Genomic DNA, 24,801 nt, shown 5'->3' with positions numbered 1-24,801 from the left:
TACCCTCCTGCGGATTATAAATTATAGTTTGAACGGAACAGTGGTACGGCGGCGTCCCTCAAATACAGCCAGTTCACGAAAGCCTGTGTGCCAGAGCATGCTACGTGCCTCTTGCAAGCCGTCACCGAGCTTGGCAGGGTCATGTGCATCCGAGCCGAGCGTAAGCGGTATACCGAGCTTTAAGGCTTCCTGTAGCAGATGTTCCGCCGGGAACATCTCGGCACATGGCTTGGAAAGTCCTGAAGCATTCAGCTCCATGGCGATTCCGCTATCCGCTATAAACTTTAAGGTTTCCAGCTCCAGCGCTCTCACCTCTGCCTTACCTTCTGGTGTCTGTGGACCATAGCCGAACCGTTTAATAACATCCATATGTCCTATAATATCATATAATCCCGATAACGCCGACTTCTTTACAGCATCATAATAAAGACGATATACCCCTAGTTCATCCTTGCCTTCCCAGCCATGAACCTGTCGATAATCCGTGATGTCCCATTCCCCAAGAAAATGCACAGAGCCTATTAGATAGTCCCATGGGTATGGAGACAAAATCTCGCGAATTTGATCTTCGGAGCCTTCAATATAATCCGCTTCCAGCCCTAGTCGCAGGTCTATGACTCCGCGATAGCGTTCCTTCAGCGTCAGGCATTCTTCCACATAACGAGGCAGTTCAGCCATTGGCATGGCCATTTCAGGGTAATAGCTAGCGGGATCTACATGGATGAGCGGCAAGTGGTCGGATAACCCTAGCTGCTGAAGTCCAAGCTCTATCCCACGCTTCACATAATCCTCTAGCTTGCCCACGGCATGACCGCAGCGCTCATGATGCGTATGATAATCGATATGCATCGGCCAGTCCCCTCCCTAGTACTGATCCCGGCGTGGACGCTCGTGACGGGTACTCAACTCTTCCATGATCTCATCCAGCGGAAGTTTGCGCTCTTGTAGCAGTACCAGCAAGTGATAGATCAGATCACTGACCTCAAGGCGAAGCTCAGCATTATCTTTATTTTTGGCAGCAATAATCGTTTCGGAGGCTTCCTCGCCTACCTTCTTAAGAATCTTATCGACACCTTTATCAAACAAATAGGTCGTATATGCTCCTTCTGGACGCTCTACTTCCCGCTCAGCGATTACGCGCTCCAGCTCACCGAGTACAGCAAAACGTTCTCCATCCGTAAGACTCGCTGCCGGTTTCTGAGCTTCCGCGATTGGGTTATTCAAAGGTATCTCACGGAAAAAGCATGACGTAGCTCCAGTATGGCAAGCTGGTCCTTCAGGGACAACCTTCACGAGCAGCGTATCACTATCGCAATCATAGGATATGGAGGTAATCGCTTGTGTGTTGCCTGAGGTTCCACCTTTGTGCCAAAGCTCGCTGCGTGAGCGGCTCCAGAACCAGGTCTGACCACTCTCCAGCGAGAGCTGCAACGATTCCGAATTCATATAAGCAACCATCAGTACCTCTAGAGTATTAGCATCCTGCACAACGCTAGGCACTAAACCTGCTTCATTCCAGCGAATGCCGGCCAGAGCTTCTTTTTGGCTAATTGTTGTATTCTTTTCTGTTTCGCTCATCGGATCTCTACCCCTTTTTGCTTCAAGTCTGCCTTTAAGTCGTTAATAGCAATCTCTTTATAGTGAAAAATGGTCGCCGCCAGTCCCGCATCGGCTTTCCCTTCCGTAAATACATCGTAAAAATGCTCCTTCTTCCCAGCGCCGCCAGAAGCAATCACAGGAATACTGAGCAAGTCGCATACTGCCGAGGTCAGCTTCAGGTCGAAGCCATCTTTTGTACCATCTGCATCCATACTAGTGAGCAAAATCTCGCCTGCACCCAGCTTTTCAGCTTCTTTGGCCCAAGCAAGGGCACGGATGCCGGTCGGCTTCCGACCACCATGTGTGTACACTTCCCATTCACCAAAAGCCTCGTTATATTTAGCGTCTATCGCTACTACAATACATTGGGAGCCAAATCGGCGTGCCCCCTCCAGAATTAGCTGTGGATTCGTGATAGCTGCCGTATTAATGCCGATTTTATCTGCGCCTGCACGAAGAATCCTTTTCATATCATCAGGCGTAGAGATCCCTCCGCCCACTGTGAAAGGAATGGCGATTTCGCCTGCGGTCTGCCGCACAACCTCAATCATTGTCGCTCGACCTTCTACGGAAGCCGATATATCGAGAAACACAAGCTCATCTGCACCCTCACGGTCATACAGCGCCGCTAGCTCTACTGGATCTCCGGCATCACGCAGATTCACAAAGTTAACGCCTTTGACTACCCGTCCGTCCTTAACGTCAAGACAGGGGATGATACGTTTTGCTAACATTAGATGTTCCTCCTTTCATTAAAAAGCGTTTCGATCCCCTAAATCGCCCTTAGCTAAGGGGGACCCCAAGGGCCCCGGCCCTCTGGACACCCGGATTGTTGATGTAGGCGGAGCGAAAACGCACCTGGGTAACTACTTGCTATGATCGCTAACCCCTACGGGGCCGCTTGAACAATTGGTGCTCCCGCAAGGGCAAACCTAAACCAAAAATCTGAGCCCAAACCTAAGCCAAAACTACAAACCTACATAACACCTTCGTGTTCCACGTTTTTGCCCCTAGTGGGACGGCGGGCTCGCGCCTCCTGCAAGACTAACTTCAACACACACCCTATAATCACTGTGTTTCCACGATTCTTACTCCTAACAAGGAGGTGGACTGATGACGCCTGCGAGACCACATTCATACAGGCGGCCTGTGGGCTCACGCTCATGAAATAACCGGCTCATTTAGTTGCACAACGTGCAGTTATTTCATCGTCCGTCCAGCAAACCAGCCGTTTAACTGCATTTCGTACAATTAAATCCGGGAATGAGCTTAGAAATAAGCTCAACTCTCATTTATAGCTGCACGAAATACAATTAAATTAGCAAATGGTCTCTTAATTGGAACAATAGTTGTATGAAGTACACTTATATCATCCATCTGTGGAGTAATGCCCGGTTCTGCTGCCTAATTCAAACGTTCTATTGCACTCTCTGTACGCCTGTTGATTAGCTAAAAAAGGTAGAAAAAAGGCCGCCCATTCGTTAAAGTGTTTGTACCCCTACAAACATCCGAAACGAGGCGACCTCATGAAAAAGTCTACTTCAATCTCGAACATTCTGCAATCGGTGATTCCCAAAGAGAAAATCTTACTTCTTCTTCAAGAACTTGAATATGTCGATGTAGCGCGGAAATTCACTGTCTACGACCTCTTTTTGTTCTTGGCAGAAGCTTCGTTCCAGCAATGGGCTGGGTATCGGGATGGTGAAGCACGAATGGGTTTGGGTGGCCTCAGACCGGTGGACCATTCCACGCTCTCTAAAAAAGCGAAGGATGTTCCTTTCGAGCTTTTTAAACAGTTGCTGAACCTCATGATACGCTGTTGTAATCGATCTACCCGAAGACATTTAGGCATTCCCAAAGCGTTACTTCTCGTGGATTCCACCAAAATTACCGTGGGTAAAGAACGACTTCCTTGGGCTCCACTTAAAGGCGAACGAGCGGGAATCAAATTGCATGTTTCGTTGGTGGCCGATGAAGGTCGACTCCACAAAGTGATCGAAACAACAGGGAATTCCCATGATTTTAAAAGCAGTCCCGACGTGATTGACAAGCGTTTTATTGTAGTAGCCGATCGAGCGTACGGCAGCCACAAGCGATTCGATGACTATCTGGAACAGCACCAATCTTTTGTCATTCGGTTCGGGATAATACACACTTTCAAACTCCCGTACCCAGAGAACGAATCGAACCGTTCACAGGATCGCTCGAACGCGATTTCACCTGTAAGTTAGGAAAGAATCACCGACTTTCCAAGCACCGTTTCCGTGTCGTGATTCTGAAAGATCCGCAAGGAAATCCGGTGATTCTCGCTACGAATTTGCACTGGCATTCCGCCGAGCGAATTGCGGAAATCTACAAGAAACGGTGGCAGATAGAGGTGTTTTTTCGTTGGATTAAGCAACACTTGAACATCCCTACCTTATTTGGGACGACGCCAAATGCCGTGTATGGACAGCTCTATACCGCCTTGCTTGTTTACGTGTTACTGAAGTTCCTGTTTGATCAAGGAAATGCGATGGTGCATTGGAGCGCAAAATTGACATTTGCTGATTTTGATCGCTTATTTACGTTGCAACTCTTACCCGTGGAATGGATAACCTTTTTAGCTAATGATCTCACGTTTCCATAATTTAGCTAATCAACAGGCGTGTATTTCGTGCAATAGATTCCCGAGGAATCGACGAAAAAGAGGGCTTTGCACTGTTTTGATTGTACAAAGTGTAATCAAATAAGCATTCGCTCTCTTTAAGTAGCGTTTTATTGCACAAAACACAACCGAAACCCTAGTTAGTGAGGTTCATCAACTAACACACACATACAGCACTACTTCTGCCCAAGCGCCTGCAAAGCTTCAGAAAGATCAATATTGCCCGTGTACAACGCCTTGCCAACAATAGCACCGCCCACACCACTGCCGCTATGCACGTTCAGACGCAGCAGATCATCAAGACTGGTAACTCCGCCGGAGGCGATCACGGTTTTGCCGCTGGCCTGCGCCATGGACAGAATTCCTTCCACGTTCGGCCCCTGCATCATTCCGTCGCGGGAAATGTCGGTGTAAATGAACGTTTCGGCTCCTTTTGCAGTCAATTCCTTAGCCAAATCTTCAGCACGTACTTCAGAGGTATTCAACCAGCCATGTGTCGCAACATAGCCGTTACGGGCATCAATGCCGATAGCTACTTTATCACCGTATTTAGCCAATACCGCTTCGGTAAAAGCATGATCGTTAATCGCAGCAGTGCCGATAATAACGCGGCTAACGCCAAGTCCGAGCAATTTTTCCACGTCCGCAAGATTACGAAGGCCACCGCCCACCTGAACAGGCACGTTAGCATTAGCAGCAATAGCACCGATAATCGCATCATTCACAGGATGACCTGCTTTCGCACCGTCTAAGTCCACCAAATGAATGAATTTTCCGCCTTGCTCTTCCCATGATTTTGCCACCTTCAGTGGACTATCATTGTATATCGTTTCCTGACTGTAATCCCCTTGCTGCAGCCTGACGCATTTTCCATCCCGGATATCAATCGCCGGATATACAATAAAAGAAGACATTTGGCGCTCCCCACTTTCGTTACATTATATTTATAGCGTGGCTTACGCCCGCTCTCCCTTAAGCTTCAAGAAATTGCCCAGCAGCTTGATTCCAAGCTCCCCGCTCTTCTCCGGGTGGAACTGCATACCGAATACATTGCCTTGCCCAACAATAGCCGTTACTGGGTAACCATAATCCGTGACAGCCAGTAGATCACTTTCTTTCGCTACAAGCGCGTGATAAGAGTGTACAAAATACACATGTCCCTCATCGAGTCCTTCGAACAGCGGGCTTTGCGGTTGCTTAAAGCTCAGCTTGTTCCACCCCATATGCGGCACCTTATAGCCATCTCTAGGAGCGAAACGCACCACCGAACCTGAGAGAATATCAAGTCCTTCATGGCTGCCATGCTCTTCACTGCTGCTAAACAGCAGCTGCATACCAAGGCAAATCCCAAGCAGCGGCTGCGTTCCGGCAGCTACCTGTTTGACTACAAGATCCAAACCATTTTCCCGCAAATGCCCCATCGCATCGCCAAATGCACCGACACCAGGCAGAATGACACTATCAGCAGCAAGAATTTGCTCAGCTTCACCCGTCACCACACACTCATAACCGAGACGTTCTACCGCCTTGCTCACACTGTGCAGGTTGCCCATGCCATAATCGACGATCGCAACAGTCATGCTACAGCACTCCCTTCGTGGAAGGCACGCCCTTCACACGTGGATCAATCAGTGTCGCCTCATCCAGCGCACGTCCGAGCGCCTTGAATACAGCCTCAATCATGTGATGTGTATTAGAACCGTAGTGTACGATAACATGCAGCGTAATCCGAGCTTCCAGCGCAAACTTCCATAAGAACTCTTGAACAAGCTCCGTCGAGAAGCTGCCCACCTGTTGTGAAGGATACGTCGCGCGATATTCAAAGTGAGGACGATTGCTGATATCGATCACAACTTGTGCCAAAGCCTCATCCATCGGTACAAAAACACTCGCATACCGTTTGATCCCTTTTTTATCACCCAGTGCTTCGTGCAGCGCCTGACCTAGGCAGATCCCAATGTCTTCAACCGTGTGGTGGTCATCAATCTCGATATCGCCACGCGCCTGTACTGACAGGTCAAACTGGCCGTGCTTCGTAAACAGATCCAGCATATGATTCAAAAAAGGAACATCCGTCTCCAGCTCGGAAACTCCACTTCCATCTACGTTAAGAGACAGCTTAATATCCGTCTCGTTTGTTTTGCGACTTAATCCAGCTTGGCGCAAGGCCTGTTCGTTATTGTTCTCCATATCCGTCTCCACCTTTTCCTTCGTTCTCCAATCGAATCTCAATGGCTCGTGCGTGGCCTTCTAACCCTTCGCGACGTGCCAGCTCTATAATGGTCTTCCCATCACGTAGAAGTGCTTCCTTGCTGTAATAGATCAGACTTGATTTTTTTATAAAATCATCCACATCCACTGGCGACGAGAACCGGGCCGTACCATTGGTCGGAATAATATGATTGGGTCCGGCAAAATAGTCGCCCACGGGCTCGGAGCTATACGCTCCCAGGAAGATCGCTCCAGCATTCTCGATGCTACCCACAAGGCCCATTGGATCCTCGACAACAATCTCTAGATGCTCTGGTGCCAATCTATTCACTACGGAGATTCCTTCCTCCATAGATTCCACAACAATGATCGCGCCGTAATTCTCTACGGAAGAACGGGCGATCGCCTGACGCGGCAGTTCTTGTAGCTGACGCTCCACCTCAGCCGCCACGCTATCCGCCAAGCTCTGCGATGGCGTGACCAGAATCGCCGAGGCCATCTCGTCATGCTCGGCCTGTGAGAGCAGGTCCGCTGCGACATAAGCCGGCTCAGCGGTCTCATCTGCCAGCACGACAATTTCGCTTGGACCCGCGATACTGTCGATGTCCACGGCACCATATACCTCGCGTTTAGCCAGCGCAACGTATATATTGCCGGGTCCACATATTTTATCTACCGGCGCTATGCTCTCCGTACCAAAAGCCAAAGCAGCTACCGCCTGCGCTCCGCCCACACGGTAGATTTCATTCACGCCTGCTTCTGCGGCAGCAACCAGGATATAAGGATCAATACCTTCTTTGCCACCAGTGGATGGCGGAGTTACCATTACGATCTCCGGCACGCCCGCGATCTGCGCAGGGATCACGTTCATCAGCACCGAGGAAGGATAAGCTGCCTTTCCACCAGGAACGTATACGCCTACCCGCTTCAGCGGACGAATAATCTGCCCCAGAATCGTTCCATCGGGCTGCAAGTCCATCCACGAATTGCGTTTCTGTCTGGCATGAAACGCTCGGATATTGGCCGCAGCCGCTTGAATAGCGGATACGAAAGATTCCTCTACTCGGCCATATGCGGCCTGAAGCTCTTCCGGAGTAACTCGCAGCTGATTCGGCGTAAGCGTGACCCGGTCAAATTGCTCCGTGTAGCGAAGAAGCGCCGTGTCTCCTTCTTTTTTAATCGCGGTCACAATTTCCTTTACCGCCTTATTTTGCTCCGGTGTTCCATACTCGACTTCTCGCTCTAGCTTAAATTCCTTGCTCGATACAACCTTCACCGCTGGTTCCTCCCTTACCCTTTAACGTCTGTTCCCACCTACCGCAAATTGGGTTCTACTATAACCGCCTGCAGTCTGTCACACAGCTGCTGTATTTCTTCATTCTTCATCCGGTAGCTCACACGATTCGCCACAAGACGGCTCGTAATTTCGAATATACTCTTCATCTCAACCAATCCGTTGTCCCGCAGTGTTTGCCCGGTTTCTACCATATCTACGATACGATCAGCCAGACCAATCAGCGGCGCAAGCTCGATCGAACCATTCAGCTTCACGACCTCGACCTGCTGTCCCTGCTCCCGGAAATACTTAGAAGCTACATTCGGATATTTCGTTGCTACACGTTGCTGGATCCCCGGCTGCCAGTTCGGCAATCCAATGATCGACATCCGGCACCGAGCGATGCCAAGATCAAGCAGCTCGTATACATCACGATCTTCCTCCAGCAATACGTCTTTGCCCACGATCCCAATGTCCGCCACACCATATTCTACATATGTAGGTACATCTACTGGTTTCGCCAATATAAACTCCATCCCTGCCTCAGGCAGCGGAATAACAAGCTTGCGGGATACCTCACCATCCGGTGGAATCGGGAGACCTGCCTGGCGGAACAGCTCAGCAGCCTTTTCATAAATCCGACCTTTTGGCATAGCGACCTTCAAAATCTGTGCCATCGTTAAGTTGCCTCCTTTTCCATCTCCATGCAAAATTTATCTTAACCGCTCTTTTTCAAATTATAAGAAAGTATAAGTTTCACGCTATGCTTTATCCTTATAATTCTCGCATAAACGCTACCGTCCTTATAAGGACACCGAAGGCGTTTTAGCTTGCTAGCGATCTCTCAGCCATGCTCACTTACAAAAGATACGAAAGTGTAGATTTCGCCGTACCGCACACCCTCTGCTTCTACCGTGTCCGTATCCAAACGCTTCACCGTTTCAAGCTCTTCTGGACCTGCTGCCAGTCTAGTCACTACCGCGTGACCTTCCGTCCGCAAGCGTGTTGCCTCTTCCAGACCTTCTTTTCTGCGAACTGCATCATATTGGATCAATATAGGCAGCTCTTCATCTTCGCTTGATCCGGTTACACCGTCCAGTATGCGATTCGTTTTTAAGGAAAAACCTGTGGAAGGGATCGGACGTCCGAACTGCTGCAACAGATTATCATATCTGCCTCCACTGCATACCGGAAATCCTAATTCCGCTGCATAGCCTTCAAAAGTCATGCCTGTATAATAGGAAAAGTCCCCGATCATCGTCAGATCGATCAGCACATGCTGTGATACACCGTAAGAGACCAGCACCTCCCATACCTTGCACAAATGATCTATTGAATTACGGGCAAGCGGATGGCTACTAAGCTCCAGCGCCTGTCCACAAATCTCCTTGCCTCCGCGTAGACGCAGCAGTCCATCCAATTCATTTTTCTGTGCATCCGTCAGATCCAGCCGTCGTAAGGTCTCCCGGAAAGAGACATAGTCACGGCCCAGCAAATGACTTTTCAGTTCCTCCTGAGCATCAGGCAATTCTGGGAGTGCCTCCTCAAATAAACCGTTCAGAAAACCGACATGCCCCATAGCAATTTTAAAAGACTTCACACCCGCAGCCTGCAACGAAGAAATCGCAAGCGCCACTACCTCAGCATCCGCCTCAGGTGAATCATCACCTACCAGCTCTACTCCTGTCTGGAAAAACTCCGCTTCCCGCCCCGCCTCTTCCTCAATGGCACGGAAGACATTAGCGTGATATGACAGACGCAATGGCAGTGGCTCATCCTTCAATAGGGATGCGACAACACGGGCGACCGGAGCAGTCATTTCTGACCGAAGCACCAAAGCCTGACCACGGTTGTTAAGCAATTTATAAAGCTTTTGGTCGGACGTAGAGCTAGCCACACCAACCGTATCGTAATATTCTAGCGTCGGAGTCATCATTTGCTGATAACCCCAGCGACTCATGCAATGCAGTACATCGTTCTCAATTTTGCGCAATTTCGTTACGGCCCGGGGCAGATAGTCCCGAACGCCAGACGGCTTCTCAAATCCCTTTGGTTTGGACATCTTCATTGTTCACCTCGTCAGTTATCATTAAGTACTGTTTATGTTTGCTTTACTATGGTAAAGTGGTAGCAAATTAAAGTATTTTTAGTATCGTATCATGTATACCACTTTTTCGTCAATCCAACGGGGTAAAGCTATAATTTCATGTGAAATACCTTTATGCTTAGAGCTTGTCCATCTGGGTTAAATTCTTCGCAATGAGAATCCTATTCTGAAATAAATACTTATGTACTTCGAATGAAAACTTGGTAATCCCTTTATTTTGCCTCCACGTTTATCCAATACTATAATGAGCTAATATGATTGTACTTCATAATTATGTAATTAGTGTTCTAAAAATCTACTTTCAACTAGAAAGAAGGGCTAACGCGTGACTAAATCCTATATGATTGGTGTTGATATTGGAACTACAAGTACAAAAGCAGTTCTCTTCGAGGAAAAAGGAGCCATAGCTGCACAAGCTAATGTAGGATATCCTTTGCATCAGCCCTCACCTTCTATAGCGGAGCAGGACCCGGAGCAAATCCTAAGTGCAGTCTTCCATACTATTTCTAATGTTATGCGGCAAAGCGGTGTATCTGCGGATAAAATCCTATTTGTCTCCTTCAGTTCAGCCATGCACAGTGTCATTGCAGTTGATAAACTGGGTAAGGCCCTAACTGCCTGCATCACATGGGCTGATAATCGCAGTGCCGGTTGCGCACTTCGTTTGAAGGATGAGCTAAACGGTCATGAATTGTATTTGCGCACAGGAACACCTATTCACCCAATGTCTCCGATCACCAAATTAATGTGGCTTCGTGAAGAGCAACCTGACTTGTTCCAGCAAACCTATAAGTTCATTTCCATAAAAGAATACATATTCGCAAGACTGTTTGGCGAATACATCATCGATCATTCCATTGCCTCTTCCACAGGCATGCTCAATCTAGAGAATCTAGAATGGGATAAAGAAGCTTTGGAGATTGCCCACATTACAACGGATCAACTCTCGCAGCTTGTTCCCACCACGCAGATCATGCAAGGGCTACTCCCTGGTCTGGCAGAGGAGCTTTTTCTGCTCCCTACAACTCCATTTGTTGTTGGCGCCAGTGATGGTGTCCTGTCCAACCTCGGCGTAGGCGCAATTGAGCCCGGTGTAGTTGCCGCTACGATTGGAACCAGCGGAGCAATTCGTACCGTAGTGGATCACCCGCTCACCGATCCCAAAGGACGGACCTTCTGTTATAACTTAACCCCAAAACATTGGGTGATCGGAGGACCCGTTAATAATGGCGGTATGCTGTTCCGCTGGGTACGGGATGAGTTCGCGGCCTCTGAAGTCGAAACCGCCAAACGTCTCGGCATTGACCCATACGAGGTTCTAACTCGCATCGCGGAGCAAGTTCCTGCGGGGAGCGGCGGACTTTTATTCCATCCCTACTTGACCGGGGAACGAGCGCCGCTGTGGAATCCAGATGCCCGCGGCTCCTTCTTTGGCCTTTCTATGAATCACCATAAGGAGCATATGATTCGGTCGGTCTTAGAAGGCGTGATCTTTAACATGTATACGGTCCTGCTCGCGATGGAGGAGCAAATCGGACGTCCCAGCAAAATCCTAGCCACAGGCGGCTTCGCCCACTCCTCATTATGGCGGCAGATGATGGCTGATATCTTTGATCAGGAGGTTGTCATTCCGGAGAGTATCGAGAGCTCTTGCCTCGGTGCGGTTGTACTTGGCCTTTATGCAACAGGTCGAGTCGAGTCCTTTGATGTCGTGTTTGACATGATTGGTTCAACCCATAAGCATACTCCAATTGATGAACATACCAAAATATACAAGCAGCTACTACCGATCTATATTTCTGTCTACCGTAGTCTCGAAAGCCAGTATCAAGCCATTGCAGAATTCCAGCGGCAAGCATAAATGCCTTCGGCGTCCTTATAAGGACTGTAAGCTTTTATGCGAGAAATATAAGGATAATGTATAACGTGAAACTTATACTTTCTTTTATTTGAACAAGCTGGAGAATAAAGGCATAAAAAATCAAAAAGCGCCGGTCAACCCACCCTATGGTGGAAGACCGACGCTTTCTTTGTTGCCATTAGCACGTAAACTAAGTTAGGCGCCTTTAGAATTCGTTTTCGCTTTCTGTGGACCCGATCCGAAGATGATCCAAGTAGATTTGATGTATCGGAAGGATAGAGCCACTATCAGCCATGAACCTAACAACGCAAAGAGCCAACCCCCAGCAATCGCTGCTGTATATGCAAGAGAACCTCCGTGAAACGGTAATTTTCTATAGAAAAATAGCAGTAACGGATGCAGTAAATAGATTCCGAAAGAGCAGGCTCCGGCAGATAACAACAGTCTTGTGAGTAAGCTACGGCCCGCTCCGTACAGTAAGAAGGACACTTGAAGCAATACAATACAAGAGAGCAGCGCATGAAGGTTAGAGAATCCCTCATACCATAAACTATTGATTACTGTTTTCTTCGTATAGTTGTTAAACCACAGTTCCACATGGACAATCCCCGCCACAAGCCATAATAGCCACAGCGTAATCCATACCGGACCTTTACCGGCGCGCCAGCCTTCACGTGAGAGAACTAGCCATTTTTTTAAAGAAGGGTAATACACCGCAATCCCAGCGCCAAGCAAGAAATATGAGAAATAAGTGATCGCCAGACTACCCTTGGACAACTGCCAGTACCCGTGATTAGTCATGTATTTATTCAGCAGCACAAAACCCCACTGTAGCAGCAGCCCGATTAGTGGCGCCCAAGCCGCCAGACGACGAACCTTTTGCAAGCACCACAGAATGAGCGGAAACAACACATAAAACTGAATAATGATAACAATATAATACAGATGCGTGTATGCAGTTCCCGTCCATAAATACTTCCAAAGCTTAGAAGCCATCTCCCCTGGAGGTAAGCTCCATGTATGACCTGCCGTCATTTTTAATGCGAAATATAGCAGCGAAAATAGTACATAAGGCACGATAATATAAAGCAGCCTTCTACTGTAGAACTTCCCTAGCGTTTTCCCACCAAGTGGACGGTCAATATAGTTATAGAACAGCACGAACCCGCTCAAAAATATGAAGGAAGGTACGGCGAACTGACTGAATTTATTAATAAACAAGAACGGATGAAACATGTTCGTACCTAGTGTCTCCGCCAACGTTCGCGAGCTAGCATGAATAGCCAGCACCGCAAAAATAGCAATCGCCCGAAAAATATCAAGCTGCGGAATTCTTTCTTTTTGTCTCATAATCTTTCCTCCTGTTAAACTCCACATCGAAGTGATGCCTTAATCAAGTATTAACTTTCCCCATCTCATCAGAGGCATGTCCCGACTTCAACTTCGGACTAGACTCCAGAGACCGAGGCACGCTCCCCAAGACGATCCATGACTTAGGAACTCGGCGGAATGTAAACTGCACAATGAACCAGCTGCCTCCCAGCGCAAATACAAGTCCACCGTATACTAAGAAAACATAAATCAGCGATTCCGGTGCAATATGATTACTGAACCTGCGGTATATCGCTAGTAAGAGTGGATGAATCAAATAAATCGCAAACGAAAGCTCACCCAGACGAGTCAAAAAGGCAACAATCCTGCGTGGAGCCCTACGATGGATCAAAAATGCAGCATACAGCAGCACCAACGCTGACAATATCGTATGGACATTCCACAGCAGCTCGTACCACAGCGAATCCGTCCACACCCCATAATGGCGGGCCATATACCATAGCTGCACATGGATAAAGGCGGCAATTAACCACAAGGACACCAGTAAAGTGGTCCATCCTTTTTGCCTAGCAGGCTGCTCCCTCCATGGCTTTATCAGCCACAGCTTCACCTTTTCAAAGTGAATGGCAATGTAAGCACCCATCATATAATAAGCCAGGTAGGAGATCGCCAAGCTCCCTTTTTCAACAATGTGCAACTCATATTTATTCCAGAAAATAAAGCCCCACTGAAGTGCAAAGCCGAGCGGAATCGTCCATTTAACTAAGAAGCGGGAACTCTGCAGTAGCTTAAGAAGCACTGGAAAAAGTAAATAAAACTGAATGCTAATAAAGACAAAATACAAATGCGCATATGCGGAACCCGAGAATAACGCTCTAGAAAAGCTTAACAAGTTGTCTCCAAGGTTCTGTGTCAATCGTCCGTTCACATATAGGGTTAAAGCGTAATAGCCCATAGAAACTAGCAAATAGGGCAGTAAGATATACTTTAATCGCCGACGGTAGAAATTAATGACCAAGCTGCGTATCACAGGACGCCCATAATAATTATAAAACAATACGAAGCTGCTAAGGAAAATAAATGAGGGCGTGCCGAATTTAAAGAAAATGTTAATCCAGTTCAGCCAGTAATAATAAGGAGAATGCAGTGCCTGCTCTCCAGCAGCAAAAGATGAGGCATGCACATGCAGCACTCCTAAAATAGCTAGAGCTCTGAAAATATCCAGCTGGGGCAGCCTTTCCTGTCTCACAGTATTCATATGATATTCCTCTTCTCTACTATGATGGTTGTTCATAGAGACGCTAAGCGGAATGTGGAAACTGAATATACCAGGAAGTCTGCACTTGCTGAATTTACGTTCTGATATTTGACGCTGAATGCCTAGCGTGGGATTCGCGTTATCACTAAGGCTAATTATATCGCTTGCATCCGTATAAAAAACTTAAGAAGAACTTAAAGTTTCCTTAATAAGCTTCTCCAAGACGCAAGAAACCCTGCAGATCCTGCGCTAAAAAAACGCAATATGAAACTGCAGGGTTTACAAAGCATCCTTTAAACTTGTTCCGAATGTTCGTCCGTTGAAGCAGGGCGCAGCTCTCGCAGTGGATTGCCTCCCACAAAAGAGCCCGCCGCCACGTTCTTGTGTACTACTGAGCCAGCGGCTATAACTGCCCAATCACCGATGGTCACACCGGGAAGAATCGTTGTATTCGCGCCGATCAATACATTTTCACCAATCACTACTTCGCCCAGGCGATATTCTTTGATTAGATACTCATGAGCCAGAATCGTCGTGTTATAACCGATAATTGAGTTCTCACCAACCGTTATTTTTTCCGGAAAAAACACATCTACCATCGCCATCAGACCGAAGGAGGTATGCTTGCCTACCTTCATCCCGAGAATCCGCCGATAGATCCAGTTCTTTAACGGGAGAACCGGGCAATAACGGGCGATTTGAATAAAAATAAAGTTGCGGACACCCTTCCACGGGCTAACCGTACGGTAAATGTACCAAAGTGAGTTATGACCTTCTACAGGATATCGGGTTACGTTTCTCACGATTCACTCGTTCCTCGCTCCACAATTTCTATAATATCCTTCATGTTATGGATGATATAGTCGGGATGATACTTGCCGAGAGTGTCTTCGCCTTTTAATGACCACGATACTCCAGCCGCATATACACCGGCAGCCTTTGCCGATTGAATATCAACCGTGCTGTCCCCTACCATAAGGGTTTTACGAGGATCAACACCAAGGTTACGGACAGCTGTCAGAACAGGCTCCGGATGTGGCTTTGGTTCAGTAACATCGTTCACTGTCACAATCGTATCCATGTACTTCAGCAAATCAAACATCTCAAGCGATTTAATCGTTGTAGGACGAATTTTGGTGGTTACAATCCCCATTTTAATCCCACGACGTAAGAGCTCTTCCATTGTCTCATTCACCTGAGGAAAGGGACGTACTAACTCATCATGATGTTCATAATTATAAGAACGGTAGGATCTTTCTAGCGCACCACTTACATCCTCAAGTCCAGAGAAGACTCTCATCTGTTGCTGAAGGGTCGTGCCCATATGCGGAATAATCTCTTCCCTAGTGAGTGGAGTAAGACCATTCTCCTTCAGCGCGTACATAAACGAACTAATAATTAGCTCATTCGTATCGACAATCGTTCCATCTAGATCAAAAAGAACGCATTCTATCATAAGTTTTACTGCTCCTTCTTATCTCCATCCGCTGGCTGTCCTTGCCCAGGTTGTGCCCCTTGACGAGCTTTCTGCGGTGTATTTGCTGCACTTTCCGGCACTACGCTATCTGCATGGATCGGTTTAGTGCACACGATGGGATCAGAATAATGTGCTTTAGGCTCACCGGTTACCCGACGAATAATGATAAGAAGTATAGCTACGACGATGATCAGTAGAGAAAGTAGCTGAGAAATACGGATATTTCCATAGCTTGGGTCCAAGTATCCTTGTTCAAAGCCTAACCATTCCATCGGTTTCCACAATCCGTTGATAAAGGATGCCACGCCTGCACTTCCATTAAACGCTAAGCTGTCCGTACGCACGGCTTCGATGAAGAAACGACCGATCGAATACCATATAAAGTAAGACATGAAGATCTCACCGGCACGCACAAATTTCTGGCGACGAAGGACCATAAGTAGCGCGATGCCTAGTAAGCTCCAAAGAGATTCATACAAGAAGGTCGGATGATGAAAAGCATCCCCTATGTACATTTGGTTCACAATGAAGTCAGGTAAATGCAGTTTATCCCGTAAAAAAGACTCTTCAACCACGCTGCCGTATGCCTCTTGGTTTACAAAGTTTCCCCAGCGTCCAATCATTTGGCCCGCAAGTAGTCCGGGTGCACAAATATCAATGATACGCCAGAATGGGTAGCCTTTATAGCGGAAATAAATAATCCCACAAATAATGGCTCCAATTAACGCACCGTAAATAGCGATACCACCGTTCCAGATCTTAAAGATATCTATTAAATTATCCTTATAATCCTCCCATTTAAACGCTACAAAATAAATCCGTGCCCCAATAATGGCCGAAGGCACACCTAGTAGCAGCATATCCATAAAGAATTCTTGTGGTATACCAAACCGTTTGCCCTCGCGGATCGCAAGAAATAAACCTACGAGTGCACCGAAGCCTAGTATTAATCCGTACCAGTGTACTTGTAGTGATCCAATGGAGAAGAAAATAGGATCTAGTGCTAATGGGAACATTCTCTCACACTCCTAATCGAGATCATCCATATCTTCAGATATGGTCGCAGTTAACTTATTCGTGAACTGCAGGGCTGCATTAAAGCCCATTTGTTTCAGGCGATAGTTCATCGCTGCAACCTCAATAATAACTGCAAGGTTACGTCCTGGGCGTACAGGAATCGTTACAAGTGGAACATCTGTATCTATAATCCGTGTCGTTTCCTCGTCGAGTCCAAGTCGGTCATACTGCTTGTCTTGCTGCCAAGCTTCTAATCTAACAACAAGTGTAATCCGTTTATGATTACGAATGGCACCCGCACCAAAAAGTGTCATTACATTAATGATACCTACTCCACGGATCTCCAGTAAATGACGGATTAACTCAGGTGCTGTGCCATGCAGCTGGTTATCTGAAGTCTGACGGATTTCCACCGCATCATCAGCAATCAATCGATGTCCGCGTTTTACAAGTTCAAGGGCTGTTTCACTTTTACCAATACCACTACTACCCGTAATTAGCATACCAACACCATATACATCACAGAGTACGCCATGAATCGTCGCCGTAGGGGCTAATTTCCCCTCTAAGAAGCTAGTCAAACGGCTGGAGAAAATAGTCGTAGCCATAGAGCTACGAAGCACAGGAAGGGCTTTTTCATTACTTATATCAATTAACTCCTGAGGCACATCCAAACCACGCGTAATTACGATACAAGGTGTATTGTCATTACAAATTCCACGAAGTCGACTTTTCCGCTCAGCTTCAGGCAGCATGGAGAAAAAAGCGAGTTCTGTTTTGCCTAGCAATTGAACACGTTCTTCCGGATAATATTCAAAATAACCAGCAATCTCTAGTCCAGGGCGATTCAGGTCATCAACCGTAATAGGTCTCTTTAGACCTTCCTGGCCGGAAATAACCTCTAATTGAAAATGCTGTACCAATTCAGATACTTTTACTTTCTTAGCCATGTAAGTTCGTCCTTTCGTCACCTGCGGTATTTGTCCGCTTACTGCGTCCGGTTGGCAGCGATCTCATTACATTCCGGAGGTAATTCTCCTGCTATCTTAATTGATAACGCTTATGAATGCAATCTTAGCGCCTAACCAAACAGGGTCCATCTAAACAATAAAGCCACCCTTTCGGGTGGCTTTATCAAAAGAGAAAAGATCCAATAATCTTATCCCAACAAAATGTTAGCTTCGGATTCTTTATCAAAGAAGTGAATTTTGTTCATATCGATAGCCAATTTTGGCTTGCTGCCTTCGCGAGTAGTGGAACGTCCATCTACACGAGCGATTACAGTAGATTTACCAAGGCCGCTCAAGTAAAGGAGCATTTCATGACCAAGGTTTTCAGTAACATCAACCAATGAAGTAAAGATTGTGTTCGGGGAAGCTTCCAAGAATACTGGCTCTTCATGGATATCTTCTGGACGAACGCCCATGATTACTTCTTTACCGATGTAACCTTTGTTGCGGATGATTTGAGCTTTTCCGCCTGGTACTTCAACATCAAGGTTCTCAGCACGGAAACGGATAGAACCGCTCACTTCAGACAAAGTACCATTGATAAAGTTCATTGTAGGGGATCCGATAAATCCAGCTACGAATAGGTTTGTAGGTTCATTGTACAACTCTTCAGGAGAAGCAGCTTGTTGAATGATACCATCATACATAACTACGATGCGATCACCCATTGTCATAGCTTCTGTTTGGTCATGCGTTACGTAGATACAAGTGGTTTCAAGGCGTTTCACAAGTTTAGTGATTTCAGCACGCATTTGACCACGAAGTTTAGCATCCAAGTTGGAAAGAGGCTCATCCATCAAGAAGACTTGTGGATCACGTACGATAGCGCGTCCCAAAGCGACACGTTGGCGTTGACCACCGGAAAGCGCTTTTGGTTTACGATCAAGCAAATGCTCAATATCGAGAATTCTAGCAGCTTCGCGAACTTTCTTGTCGATTTCATCCTTCTTCACTTTACGAAGTTTCAAACCGAAAGCCATGTTTTGGTATACGCTCATGTGCGGATACAAAGCGTAGGATTGGAATACCATCGCGATATCGCGGTCTTTAGGTGCAACGTCGTTAACTACACGATCGCCAATGTACATTTTACCTTCGGAGATTTCTTCCAAACCAGCGATCATACGCAAAGTTGTGGATTTACCGCAACCGGAAGGTCCAACCAATACTAGAAATTCCTTATCTTTAATATCAAGATTGATATCGATTACTGTTGCTTTATCTGAACCCGGGTATTTTTTGAAAATATGCTCTAAACGTACGCCTGCCATTGTATTTCCCCCTCGAGTTAATTATTAATTAGTTAAAATAAAAATTCTGTTTCCTTGTACATTTATATTAACCCAGTCGGGACACGATGGCTATTTGTAAGGTTCACAAAAAACCTATTTCCTTTTCGTCACTTTATACAAAAGCATAGTAAGCTTCACAATAGCTGCGTCCCCAAAGCTTCGTACATCTGCTCCAGTCTCTTGTTTTATCTTATCCAGACGGTATAGCAGTGTATTACGATGGATATATAACTTCTTGGCTGTTTCACTTACATTACAGTCCATCTCAAAAAAAGTTTCCAAAGTCAGCAGCATTTCTTTATCAGATAGTACAGAGGAATAGTCACCAATTTGTCCAAGCAACTGTTTGCGGCGTACATCAGGAATACTGTTAACCAAACGTTCCAAATGTAGTTCCCAAGGTAAATGAATATACTCACCTACTTGGAAGATACGACCGAGTACAATCGTCTCCCTGAGCAAAGCCACAGATCCTGTCAATCCCTTAACAGGGACAATAGCCGGAGCTACCGCCAAATGGAATACTCCTACCCACTCACTGGCTATCAGCTCATGTAAACCCATACTAGTCTGTGCTAGAAGATCATCTACGCTCTCTTCTTCATCATCCTTATCATCCCCGCCCGTAAGCAATTCTTTGCGAGCTAAAATTAGCCACTCCTTCTCTTGAAGCGGAATAAGCAGGATTTCGTTCTCAAAATAGCTACGCAGCAATTTCATCAGTGAACGATAAGAGATCTGCGGACTATGTGCAATCTCACTACTAAGGAGGAATGGAATCATGTCTCCGAACAGACGTCCCTTTAGGGTCATCTCATCGGGAATCTCAGAGTCATTTTTTTCTTTCTCTAGCTCCGTGTTCAACCAGGCCCCAAGCTGCCGTGCCTCCACTTCACCTTCTTCTCTAAGCCCTGTAGCTTTAAGTGCAATAGCAAAATTTCGAACTGCATAATTGACCAGTTGTACTTCCAGAGAGGTAAGCCCCTCCATTTCCACCCAAACAGCGGTTACACGTCCATCATTCTCATACAAAGGTGCCCAGAGATGACCCTCATGGATTACCAGCTGATCCTGTACTTCTAATCCCATGCTAAAAAGAGAAGCTGAATGCTGCCTCCCTAACTGCTTGATTCCGGTTCTCTTTCCGGTGAGCTGCTCTAATTTTTTCCGCAATGTCTCACTATCCATAGTCACCATGCTCCACCACTTTTGCTCTTTTCGCCTATTTTAGCATATTCTCTTATATTATGTTAATCGCTACAGTAGCGCGCTACTATAATACAACCATAAAACACAAAAAAAGCCACCACCATAAGGTGATGACTTTCTGTTTGGGATGAGCCATGAAGGACTCGAACCTTCGACACCCTGATTAAAAGTCAGGTGCTCTACCAACTGAGCTAATGGCTCATAAATGGTGGGGGATGATGGATTCGAACCACCGAACACGTACGTGAGCAGATTTACAGTCTGATGCGTTTGGCCACTTCGCTAATCCCCCAGGGAAAAGTGGCTCGAGACGGATTCGAACCGCCGACACGAGGATTTTCAGTCCTCTGCTCTACCGACTGAGCTATCGAGCCATATTAAATTGACATAAAAATAAAGTGGTAGTCTTAAACTTCCCACTCTAATCTTGTGGAAAAAAATGGCGGAACCGACGAGATTCGAACTCGCGATCTCCTGCGTGACAGGCAGGCATGTTAGGCCAACTACACCACGGTTCCGCATTGATAAAAAATGGTGCCGGCGAGAGGACTTGAACCCCCAACCTACTGATTACAAGTCAGTTGCTCTACCAGTTGAGCTACACCGGCACGGTGTGAAATAAATCTTAAAGAGATGAAAATGGTGGAGGCTGAGGGGATCGAACCCCCGACCCTCTGCTTGTAAGGCAGATGCTCTCCCAGCTGAGCTAAGCCTCCAGGTATTATGGTAGCGGCGAAGGGGATCGAACCCCCGACCTCACGGGTATGAACCGTACGCTCTAGCCAGCTGAGCTACACCGCCACAATAATTAGTAATGCTATGGATTGAAAATGGCGGAGAGAGTGGGATTCGAACCCACGCACCGCTTACGCAGTCTAACCCCTTAGCAGAGGGTCCCCTTATAGCCACTTGGGTATCTCTCCAAACGATATCAGTACCACAGCAATCCAAACAGGAATTTGACTCCCTGAAAACTGAATCCGAATTGAATTTGCGTTTTAAGTATAGGATAAGCCCTCGACCGATTAGTATTGGTCAGCTCCATGCATTACTGCACTTCCACCTCCAACCTATCTACCTCGTCGTCTTCAAGGGGTCTTACTAATTGGGAAATCTCATCTTGAGGGGGGCTTCACGCTTAGATGCTTTCAGCGCTTATCCCGTCCGTACGTAGCTACCCAGCCATGCTTCTGGCGAAACAACTGGTGCACCAGCGGTACGTCCATCCCGGTCCTCTCGTACTAAGGACAGCTCCTCTCAAATTTCCTGCGCCCACGACAGATAGGGACCGAACTGTCTCACGACGTTCTGAACCCAGCTCGCGTACCGCTTTAATGGGCGAACAGCCCAACCCTTGGGACCTACTTCAGCCCCAGGATGCGATGAGCCGACATCGAGGTGCCAAACCTCCCCGTCGATGTGGACTCTTGGGGGAGATAAGCCTGTTATCCCCAGGGTAGCTTTTATCCGTTGAGCGATGGCCCTTCCATGCGGTACCACCGGATCACTAAGTCCGACTTTCGTCCCTGCTCGACTTGTAGGTCTCGCAGTCAAGCTCCCTTATGCCTTTGCACTCTTCGAATGATTTCCAACCATTCTGAGGGAACCTTGGAACGCCTCCGTTACTCTTTAGGAGGCGACCGCCCCAGTCAAACTGCCCGCCTGACACGGTCCCCGTACCCGGTAAGGGTACTAGGTTAGAACCTAGATACGATCAGGGTGGTATCCCAACGGCGCCTCCACCGAAGCTTGCGCTCCGATTTCTACGGCTCCCACCTATCCTGTACAGATCGTACCCAAATTCAATATCAAGCTGCAGTAAAGCTCCATGGGGTCTTTCCGTCTTGTCGCGGGTAACCTGCATCTTCACAGGTATTAAAATTTCACCGGATCTCTCGTTGAGACAGCGCCCAAGTCGTTACGCCATTCGTGCGGGTCAGAATTTACCTGACAAGGAATTTCGCTACCTTAGGACCGTTATAGTTACGGCCGCCGTTTACTGGGGCTTCGGTTCATAGCTTCGGGTTACCCCTAACCACTCCCCTTAACCTTCCAGCACCGGGCAGGCGTCAGCCCGTATACTTCGCCTTGCGGCTTCGCACAGACCTGTGTTTTTGCTAAACAGTCGCTTGGGCCTTTTCACTGCGGCCCCCTCGTGCTATTCACACTACCGGGGCACCCCTTCTCCCGAAGTTACGGGGTCATTTTGCCGAGTTCCTTAACGAGAGTTCTTCCGCGCGCCTTAGAATTCTCTTCTCGCCTACCTGTGTCGGTTTGCGGTACGGGCACCTTCTCCTGGCTAGAGGCTTTTCTTGGCAGTGTGAGATCATGACCTTCGCTACTATAATTTTCGCTCCCCATCACAGCCCAGCCTTAATGATGTGCGGATTTGCCTACACATCAGCCTCACTGCTTAGACGGACATATCCATCAGTCCGCGTCACTACCCTCCTGCGTCACCCCATCGCTCATAGCGGATTACGGTGGTACAGTAATTTCAAACTGTTGTCCTTCGACTACGCCTTTCGGCCTCGCCTTAGGTCCCGACTTACCCTGAGCGGACGAGCCTTCCTCAGGAAACCTTGGGCTTTCGGCGGATCAGATTCTCACTGATCTTTTCGTTACTCATACCGGCATTCTCACTTGTATGCTGTCCAGCGCTCCTTACGGTACACCTTCAACCCACATACAACGCTCCCCTACCCCAGATACATACGTATCTAGCCATAGCTTCGGTGGTGTGTTTAGCCCCGTTACATTTTCGGCGCAGAGTCACTCGACCAGTGAGCTATTACGCACTCTTTCAATGGTGGCTGCTTCTAAGCCAACATCCTGGTTGTCTGTGCAACTCCACATCCTTTCCCACTTAACACACACTTGGGGACCTTAGCTGATGGTCTGGGCTGTTTCCCTTTTGACAATGGATCTTAGCACTCACTGTCTGACTCCCGGCAATAAGTATATGGCATTCGGAGTTTGACTGATCTTGGTAACCCTTGCGGGCCCCGCAACCAATCAGTGCTCTACCTCCACTACTCTTATACCGAGGCTAGCCCTAAAGCTATTTCGGGGAGAACCAGCTATCTCCGAGTTCGATTGGAATTTCTCCGCTACCCCCACCTCATCCCCGCATTTTTCAACATGCGTGGGTTCGGGCCTCCAGTGCGTGTTACCGCACCTTCACCCTGGACAGGGGTAGATCACACGGTTTCGGGTCTACGTCCACATACTAAATCGCCCTATTCAGACTCGCTTTCGCTGCGGCTCCGTCTTCTCGACTTAACCTTGCATGTTAAACGTAACTCGCCGGTTCATTCTACAAAAGGCACGCCATCACCCATAGATAGGGCTCTGACTTTTTGTAAGCACACGGTTTCAGGTTCTATTTCACTCCCCTTCCGGGGTGCTTTTCACCTTTCCCTCACGGTACTGTTTCACTATCGGTCGCCAGGTAGTATTTAGCCTTAGCAGATGGTCCTGCTGGATTCATACGGGGTTTCACGTGCCCCGCACTACTCGGGATCCGTCTCGGAGAGAACACAGTTTAGGCTACAGGGCTTTTACCTCTATCGCGGGCCTTTCCAGACCTCTTCACCTACCATATTCCTTTGTAACTCCATGTGAGACGTCCCACAACCCCTAAGAGCAAGCTCTTAGGTTTAGGCTGTTCCGCGTTCGCTCGCCGCTACTGACGGAATCACTATTGTTTTCTCTTCCTCAGGGTACTTAGATGTTTCAGTTCCCCTGGTCTGCCTCTACATCTCCTATGTGTTCAGAGATGAGTAACTGCGAATTACCACAGCTGGGTTTCCCCATTCGGACACCCCCGGATCAAAGCTTGCTTACAGCTCCCCGAGGCAGTTTCGTTGTTCGCCACGTCCTTCGTCGGCTCCTGGCGCCTAGGCATCCTCCGTGTGCTCTTATTAGCTTAACCTTGATTTTTCCGCAGGAAAATATCATACAATGACATTTCTTTTGGAATCATCTCACTAATAACATTTACTTGTTTACACAAGTTGCTAAAAGATGTTCTAAAACGCAAATTCGTTTCGGTATCCAGTTTTCAAGGATCAAGATAAAAAAGTTATTCGTTTTAAAAAGTTATGGTGGAGCCAAGCGGGATCGAACCGCTGACCTCCTGCTTGCAAGGCAGGCGCTCTCCCAGCTGAGCTATGGCCCCATAAAATCCACTCCAAAAAGTGAAGTGTAGCTTTGAAGCTAATTCCGATTACTTTTCGGAGGCCTCATACTTTATAAAGTTATATGGTGGGCCTTGGTGGACTCGAACCACCGACCTCACCCTTATCAGAGGTGCGCTCTAACCAACTGAGCTAAAAGCCCATATAACATTGTGAATCAACCAAATAATTGATTGTTCGCTTGGCGGCGTCCTACTCTCCCAGGACCCTTCGGTCCAAGTACCATCGGCGCTGGAGGGCTTAACGGTCGTGTTCGGGATGGGTACGTGTGGAACCCCTCCGCTATCGCCACCAAACGCATACGAA

General features: G+C 47.4%; 20 protein-coding genes, 10 tRNA genes and 2 rRNA genes. 3 read left to right on the top strand and 29 right to left on the bottom strand.

All coding sequences use genetic code 11. The features are described from left to right. Positions 1–21 precede the first annotated feature (21 nt). From hisJ to hisF, 3 genes are read right to left on the bottom strand one after another with little or no spacing between them, the layout of a single operon-like run. Positions 22–849, bottom strand: a complete 828-nt coding sequence (gene hisJ, locus MHH52_RS00870) for a histidinol-phosphatase HisJ (RefSeq protein WP_340006048.1) — start codon at positions 847–849, stop codon at positions 22–24. 15 nt (positions 850–864) lie between these two features. After that, on the bottom strand, positions 865–1,578 hold the full coding sequence (hisIE, locus tag MHH52_RS00865; RefSeq protein WP_340006046.1) for a bifunctional phosphoribosyl-AMP cyclohydrolase/phosphoribosyl-ATP diphosphatase HisIE: 714 nt from the start codon (positions 1,576–1,578) through the stop codon (positions 865–867). Continuing rightward, entirely contained in the window at positions 1,575–2,333 is a 759-nt protein-coding gene (hisF, locus tag MHH52_RS00860; protein ID WP_339318089.1) for an imidazole glycerol phosphate synthase subunit HisF, read from the bottom strand. The genes hisIE and hisF overlap by 4 nt, the downstream gene beginning before the upstream one ends. A gap of 792 nt (positions 2,334–3,125) precedes the next feature. Between hisF and MHH52_RS00855 the strand changes: the two genes are divergently transcribed. After that, on the top strand, positions 3,126–3,830 hold the full coding sequence (locus tag MHH52_RS00855; RefSeq protein ID WP_340006045.1) for a transposase: 705 nt from the start codon (positions 3,126–3,128) through the stop codon (positions 3,828–3,830). Continuing rightward, the gene (locus tag MHH52_RS00850) at positions 3,722–4,228 is read left to right on the top strand and encodes a transposase (RefSeq protein ID WP_340009432.1); all 507 of its coding nucleotides are present in this window, start codon (positions 3,722–3,724) and stop codon (positions 4,226–4,228) included. The genes MHH52_RS00855 and MHH52_RS00850 overlap by 109 nt, the downstream gene beginning before the upstream one ends. 194 nt (positions 4,229–4,422) lie before the next feature. On the opposite strand, the gene hisA is transcribed toward MHH52_RS00850, so the two are convergent. The 6 genes from hisA to MHH52_RS00820 all read right to left on the bottom strand — a co-directional run bounded on the left by hisA (position 4,423) and on the right by MHH52_RS00820 (position 9,795). Next, positions 4,423–5,160: a 1-(5-phosphoribosyl)-5-[(5-phosphoribosylamino)methylideneamino]imidazole-4-carboxamide isomerase gene (hisA, locus tag MHH52_RS00845; protein WP_340006043.1), complete on the bottom strand. Its 738-nt coding sequence runs from the start codon at positions 5,158–5,160 to the stop codon at positions 4,423–4,425. 42 nt (positions 5,161–5,202) lie between these two features. After that, complete coding sequence (hisH, locus tag MHH52_RS00840) at positions 5,203–5,826, bottom strand: imidazole glycerol phosphate synthase subunit HisH (RefSeq protein ID WP_340006041.1); 624 nt, start codon at positions 5,824–5,826, stop codon at positions 5,203–5,205. A gap of 1 nt (position 5,827) precedes the next feature. After that, positions 5,828–6,436: an imidazoleglycerol-phosphate dehydratase HisB gene (gene hisB, locus MHH52_RS00835; RefSeq protein WP_036687073.1), complete on the bottom strand. Its 609-nt coding sequence runs from the start codon at positions 6,434–6,436 to the stop codon at positions 5,828–5,830. Beyond that, the gene (gene hisD, locus MHH52_RS00830) at positions 6,423–7,733 is read right to left on the bottom strand and encodes a histidinol dehydrogenase (RefSeq protein WP_340006040.1); all 1,311 of its coding nucleotides are present in this window, start codon (positions 7,731–7,733) and stop codon (positions 6,423–6,425) included. The genes hisB and hisD overlap by 14 nt, the downstream gene beginning before the upstream one ends. A 38-nt stretch (positions 7,734–7,771) precedes the next feature. Next, complete coding sequence (gene hisG / locus MHH52_RS00825; RefSeq protein ID WP_313639144.1) at positions 7,772–8,410, bottom strand: ATP phosphoribosyltransferase; 639 nt, start codon at positions 8,408–8,410, stop codon at positions 7,772–7,774. A gap of 167 nt (positions 8,411–8,577) precedes the next feature. After that, positions 8,578–9,795, bottom strand: coding sequence for an ATP phosphoribosyltransferase regulatory subunit (locus MHH52_RS00820; RefSeq protein ID WP_340006039.1), 1,218 nt, complete (start codon positions 9,793–9,795; stop codon positions 8,578–8,580). A gap of 385 nt (positions 9,796–10,180) precedes the next feature. Here MHH52_RS00820 and gntK point away from each other — a divergent pair, with 385 nt between their 5' ends. Further along, complete coding sequence (gene gntK / locus MHH52_RS00815) at positions 10,181–11,701, top strand: gluconokinase (RefSeq protein WP_340009431.1); 1,521 nt, start codon at positions 10,181–10,183, stop codon at positions 11,699–11,701. Between the two features lie 195 nt (positions 11,702–11,896). Here gntK and MHH52_RS00810 read toward each other — a convergent pair whose 3' ends face one another. The 20 genes from MHH52_RS00810 to rrf all read right to left on the bottom strand — a co-directional run bounded on the left by MHH52_RS00810 (position 11,897) and on the right by rrf (position 24,791). After that, a complete protein-coding gene (locus MHH52_RS00810; RefSeq protein ID WP_340006038.1) occupies positions 11,897–13,051 on the bottom strand; it encodes an acyltransferase in 1,155 nt (384 codons plus the stop codon). 43 nt (positions 13,052–13,094) lie between these two features. Continuing rightward, on the bottom strand, positions 13,095–14,291 hold the full coding sequence (locus MHH52_RS00805) for an acyltransferase (protein ID WP_340006037.1): 1,197 nt from the start codon (positions 14,289–14,291) through the stop codon (positions 13,095–13,097). A 293-nt stretch (positions 14,292–14,584) separates the two neighbouring features. Then, positions 14,585–15,094: an acyltransferase gene (locus tag MHH52_RS00800; RefSeq protein WP_340006036.1), complete on the bottom strand. Its 510-nt coding sequence runs from the start codon at positions 15,092–15,094 to the stop codon at positions 14,585–14,587. Next, on the bottom strand, positions 15,091–15,747 hold the full coding sequence (gene ppaX / locus MHH52_RS00795) for a pyrophosphatase PpaX (RefSeq protein ID WP_340006035.1): 657 nt from the start codon (positions 15,745–15,747) through the stop codon (positions 15,091–15,093). Before ppaX ends, MHH52_RS00800 begins: the two co-directional genes overlap by 4 nt. A gap of 5 nt (positions 15,748–15,752) precedes the next feature. Further along, positions 15,753–16,784: a prolipoprotein diacylglyceryl transferase gene (gene lgt / locus MHH52_RS00790; protein ID WP_313639151.1), complete on the bottom strand. Its 1,032-nt coding sequence runs from the start codon at positions 16,782–16,784 to the stop codon at positions 15,753–15,755. A gap of 12 nt (positions 16,785–16,796) precedes the next feature. Next, a complete protein-coding gene (gene hprK / locus MHH52_RS00785; protein WP_042123257.1) occupies positions 16,797–17,735 on the bottom strand; it encodes an HPr(Ser) kinase/phosphatase in 939 nt (312 codons plus the stop codon). A gap of 209 nt (positions 17,736–17,944) precedes the next feature. Further along, positions 17,945–19,066 carry a sn-glycerol-3-phosphate ABC transporter ATP-binding protein UgpC gene (gene ugpC / locus MHH52_RS00780; protein WP_060626414.1) on the bottom strand — a complete coding sequence of 374 codons (1,122 nt, stop codon included), beginning with the start codon at positions 19,064–19,066 and terminating at the stop codon, positions 17,945–17,947. A gap of 114 nt (positions 19,067–19,180) precedes the next feature. Then, complete coding sequence (locus MHH52_RS00775) at positions 19,181–20,284, bottom strand: helix-turn-helix domain-containing protein (RefSeq protein WP_340006034.1); 1,104 nt, start codon at positions 20,282–20,284, stop codon at positions 19,181–19,183. 140 nt (positions 20,285–20,424) lie between these two features. Continuing rightward, a tRNA-Lys gene (locus MHH52_RS00770) sits at positions 20,425–20,497 on the bottom strand. A gap of 5 nt (positions 20,498–20,502) precedes the next feature. Beyond that, positions 20,503–20,588, bottom strand: a tRNA-Tyr gene (locus MHH52_RS00765). Between the two features lie 9 nt (positions 20,589–20,597). Next, positions 20,598–20,670: transfer RNA gene (locus MHH52_RS00760), tRNA-Phe, on the bottom strand. 66 nt (positions 20,671–20,736) lie between these two features. Then, a tRNA-Asp gene (locus MHH52_RS00755) sits at positions 20,737–20,814 on the bottom strand. A 14-nt stretch (positions 20,815–20,828) separates the two neighbouring features. Next, a tRNA-Thr gene (locus MHH52_RS00750) sits at positions 20,829–20,904 on the bottom strand. Positions 20,905–20,936: 32 nt separating this feature from the next. Beyond that, positions 20,937–21,012, bottom strand: a tRNA-Val gene (locus MHH52_RS00745). Positions 21,013–21,020: 8 nt separating this feature from the next. Further along, positions 21,021–21,097, bottom strand: a tRNA-Met gene (locus tag MHH52_RS00740). 30 nt (positions 21,098–21,127) lie between these two features. Then, positions 21,128–21,219, bottom strand: a tRNA-Ser gene (locus MHH52_RS00735). A gap of 82 nt (positions 21,220–21,301) precedes the next feature. After that, positions 21,302–24,230 (bottom strand): 23S ribosomal RNA (locus MHH52_RS00730). 170 nt (positions 24,231–24,400) lie between these two features. Further along, positions 24,401–24,476 (bottom strand) — tRNA-Ala (locus MHH52_RS00725). An 84-nt stretch (positions 24,477–24,560) separates the two neighbouring features. After that, a tRNA-Ile gene (locus tag MHH52_RS00720) sits at positions 24,561–24,637 on the bottom strand. Positions 24,638–24,674: 37 nt separating this feature from the next. Continuing rightward, a 5S ribosomal RNA gene (rrf, locus tag MHH52_RS00715) occupies positions 24,675–24,791 on the bottom strand. Positions 24,792–24,801: the final 10 nt, after the last annotated feature.

The organism is Paenibacillus sp. FSL K6-0276, from assembly GCF_037977235.1.
Classification (GTDB): Bacteria; Bacillota; Bacilli; order Paenibacillales; family Paenibacillaceae; genus Paenibacillus_AQ.
Note: the sequence above shows the minus strand (reverse complement) of the source record. Positions and strands in the feature narration are given on the sequence as shown.

Coding starts and splice junctions, on each gene's coding strand:
- hisJ (WP_340006048.1), bottom strand. CDS start 849: ATGCATATCGATTATCATACGCATCATGAGCGCTGCGGTCATGCCGTG.
- hisIE (WP_340006046.1), bottom strand. CDS start 1,578: ATGAGCGAAACAGAAAAGAATACAACAATTAGCCAAAAAGAAGCTCTG.
- hisF (WP_339318089.1), bottom strand. CDS start 2,333: ATGTTAGCAAAACGTATCATCCCCTGTCTTGACGTTAAGGACGGACGG.
- MHH52_RS00855 (WP_340006045.1), top strand. CDS start 3,126: ATGAAAAAGTCTACTTCAATCTCGAACATTCTGCAATCGGTGATTCCC.
- hisA (WP_340006043.1), bottom strand. CDS start 5,160: ATGTCTTCTTTTATTGTATATCCGGCGATTGATATCCGGGATGGAAAA.
- hisH (WP_340006041.1), bottom strand. CDS start 5,826: ATGACTGTTGCGATCGTCGATTATGGCATGGGCAACCTGCACAGTGTG.
- hisB (WP_036687073.1), bottom strand. CDS start 6,436: ATGGAGAACAATAACGAACAGGCCTTGCGCCAAGCTGGATTAAGTCGC.
- hisG (WP_313639144.1), bottom strand. CDS start 8,410: ATGGCACAGATTTTGAAGGTCGCTATGCCAAAAGGTCGGATTTATGAA.
- MHH52_RS00820 (WP_340006039.1), bottom strand. CDS start 9,795: ATGTCCAAACCAAAGGGATTTGAGAAGCCGTCTGGCGTTCGGGACTAT.
- gntK (WP_340009431.1), top strand. CDS start 10,181: ATGATTGGTGTTGATATTGGAACTACAAGTACAAAAGCAGTTCTCTTC.
- MHH52_RS00810 (WP_340006038.1), bottom strand. CDS start 13,051: ATGAGACAAAAAGAAAGAATTCCGCAGCTTGATATTTTTCGGGCGATT.
- MHH52_RS00805 (WP_340006037.1), bottom strand. CDS start 14,291: ATGAATACTGTGAGACAGGAAAGGCTGCCCCAGCTGGATATTTTCAGA.
- ppaX (WP_340006035.1), bottom strand. CDS start 15,747: ATGATAGAATGCGTTCTTTTTGATCTAGATGGAACGATTGTCGATACG.
- lgt (WP_313639151.1), bottom strand. CDS start 16,784: ATGTTCCCATTAGCACTAGATCCTATTTTCTTCTCCATTGGATCACTA.
- hprK (WP_042123257.1), bottom strand. CDS start 17,735: ATGGCTAAGAAAGTAAAAGTATCTGAATTGGTACAGCATTTTCAATTA.
- ugpC (WP_060626414.1), bottom strand. CDS start 19,066: ATGGCAGGCGTACGTTTAGAGCATATTTTCAAAAAATACCCGGGTTCA.
- MHH52_RS00775 (WP_340006034.1), bottom strand. CDS start 20,284: ATGGTGACTATGGATAGTGAGACATTGCGGAAAAAATTAGAGCAGCTC.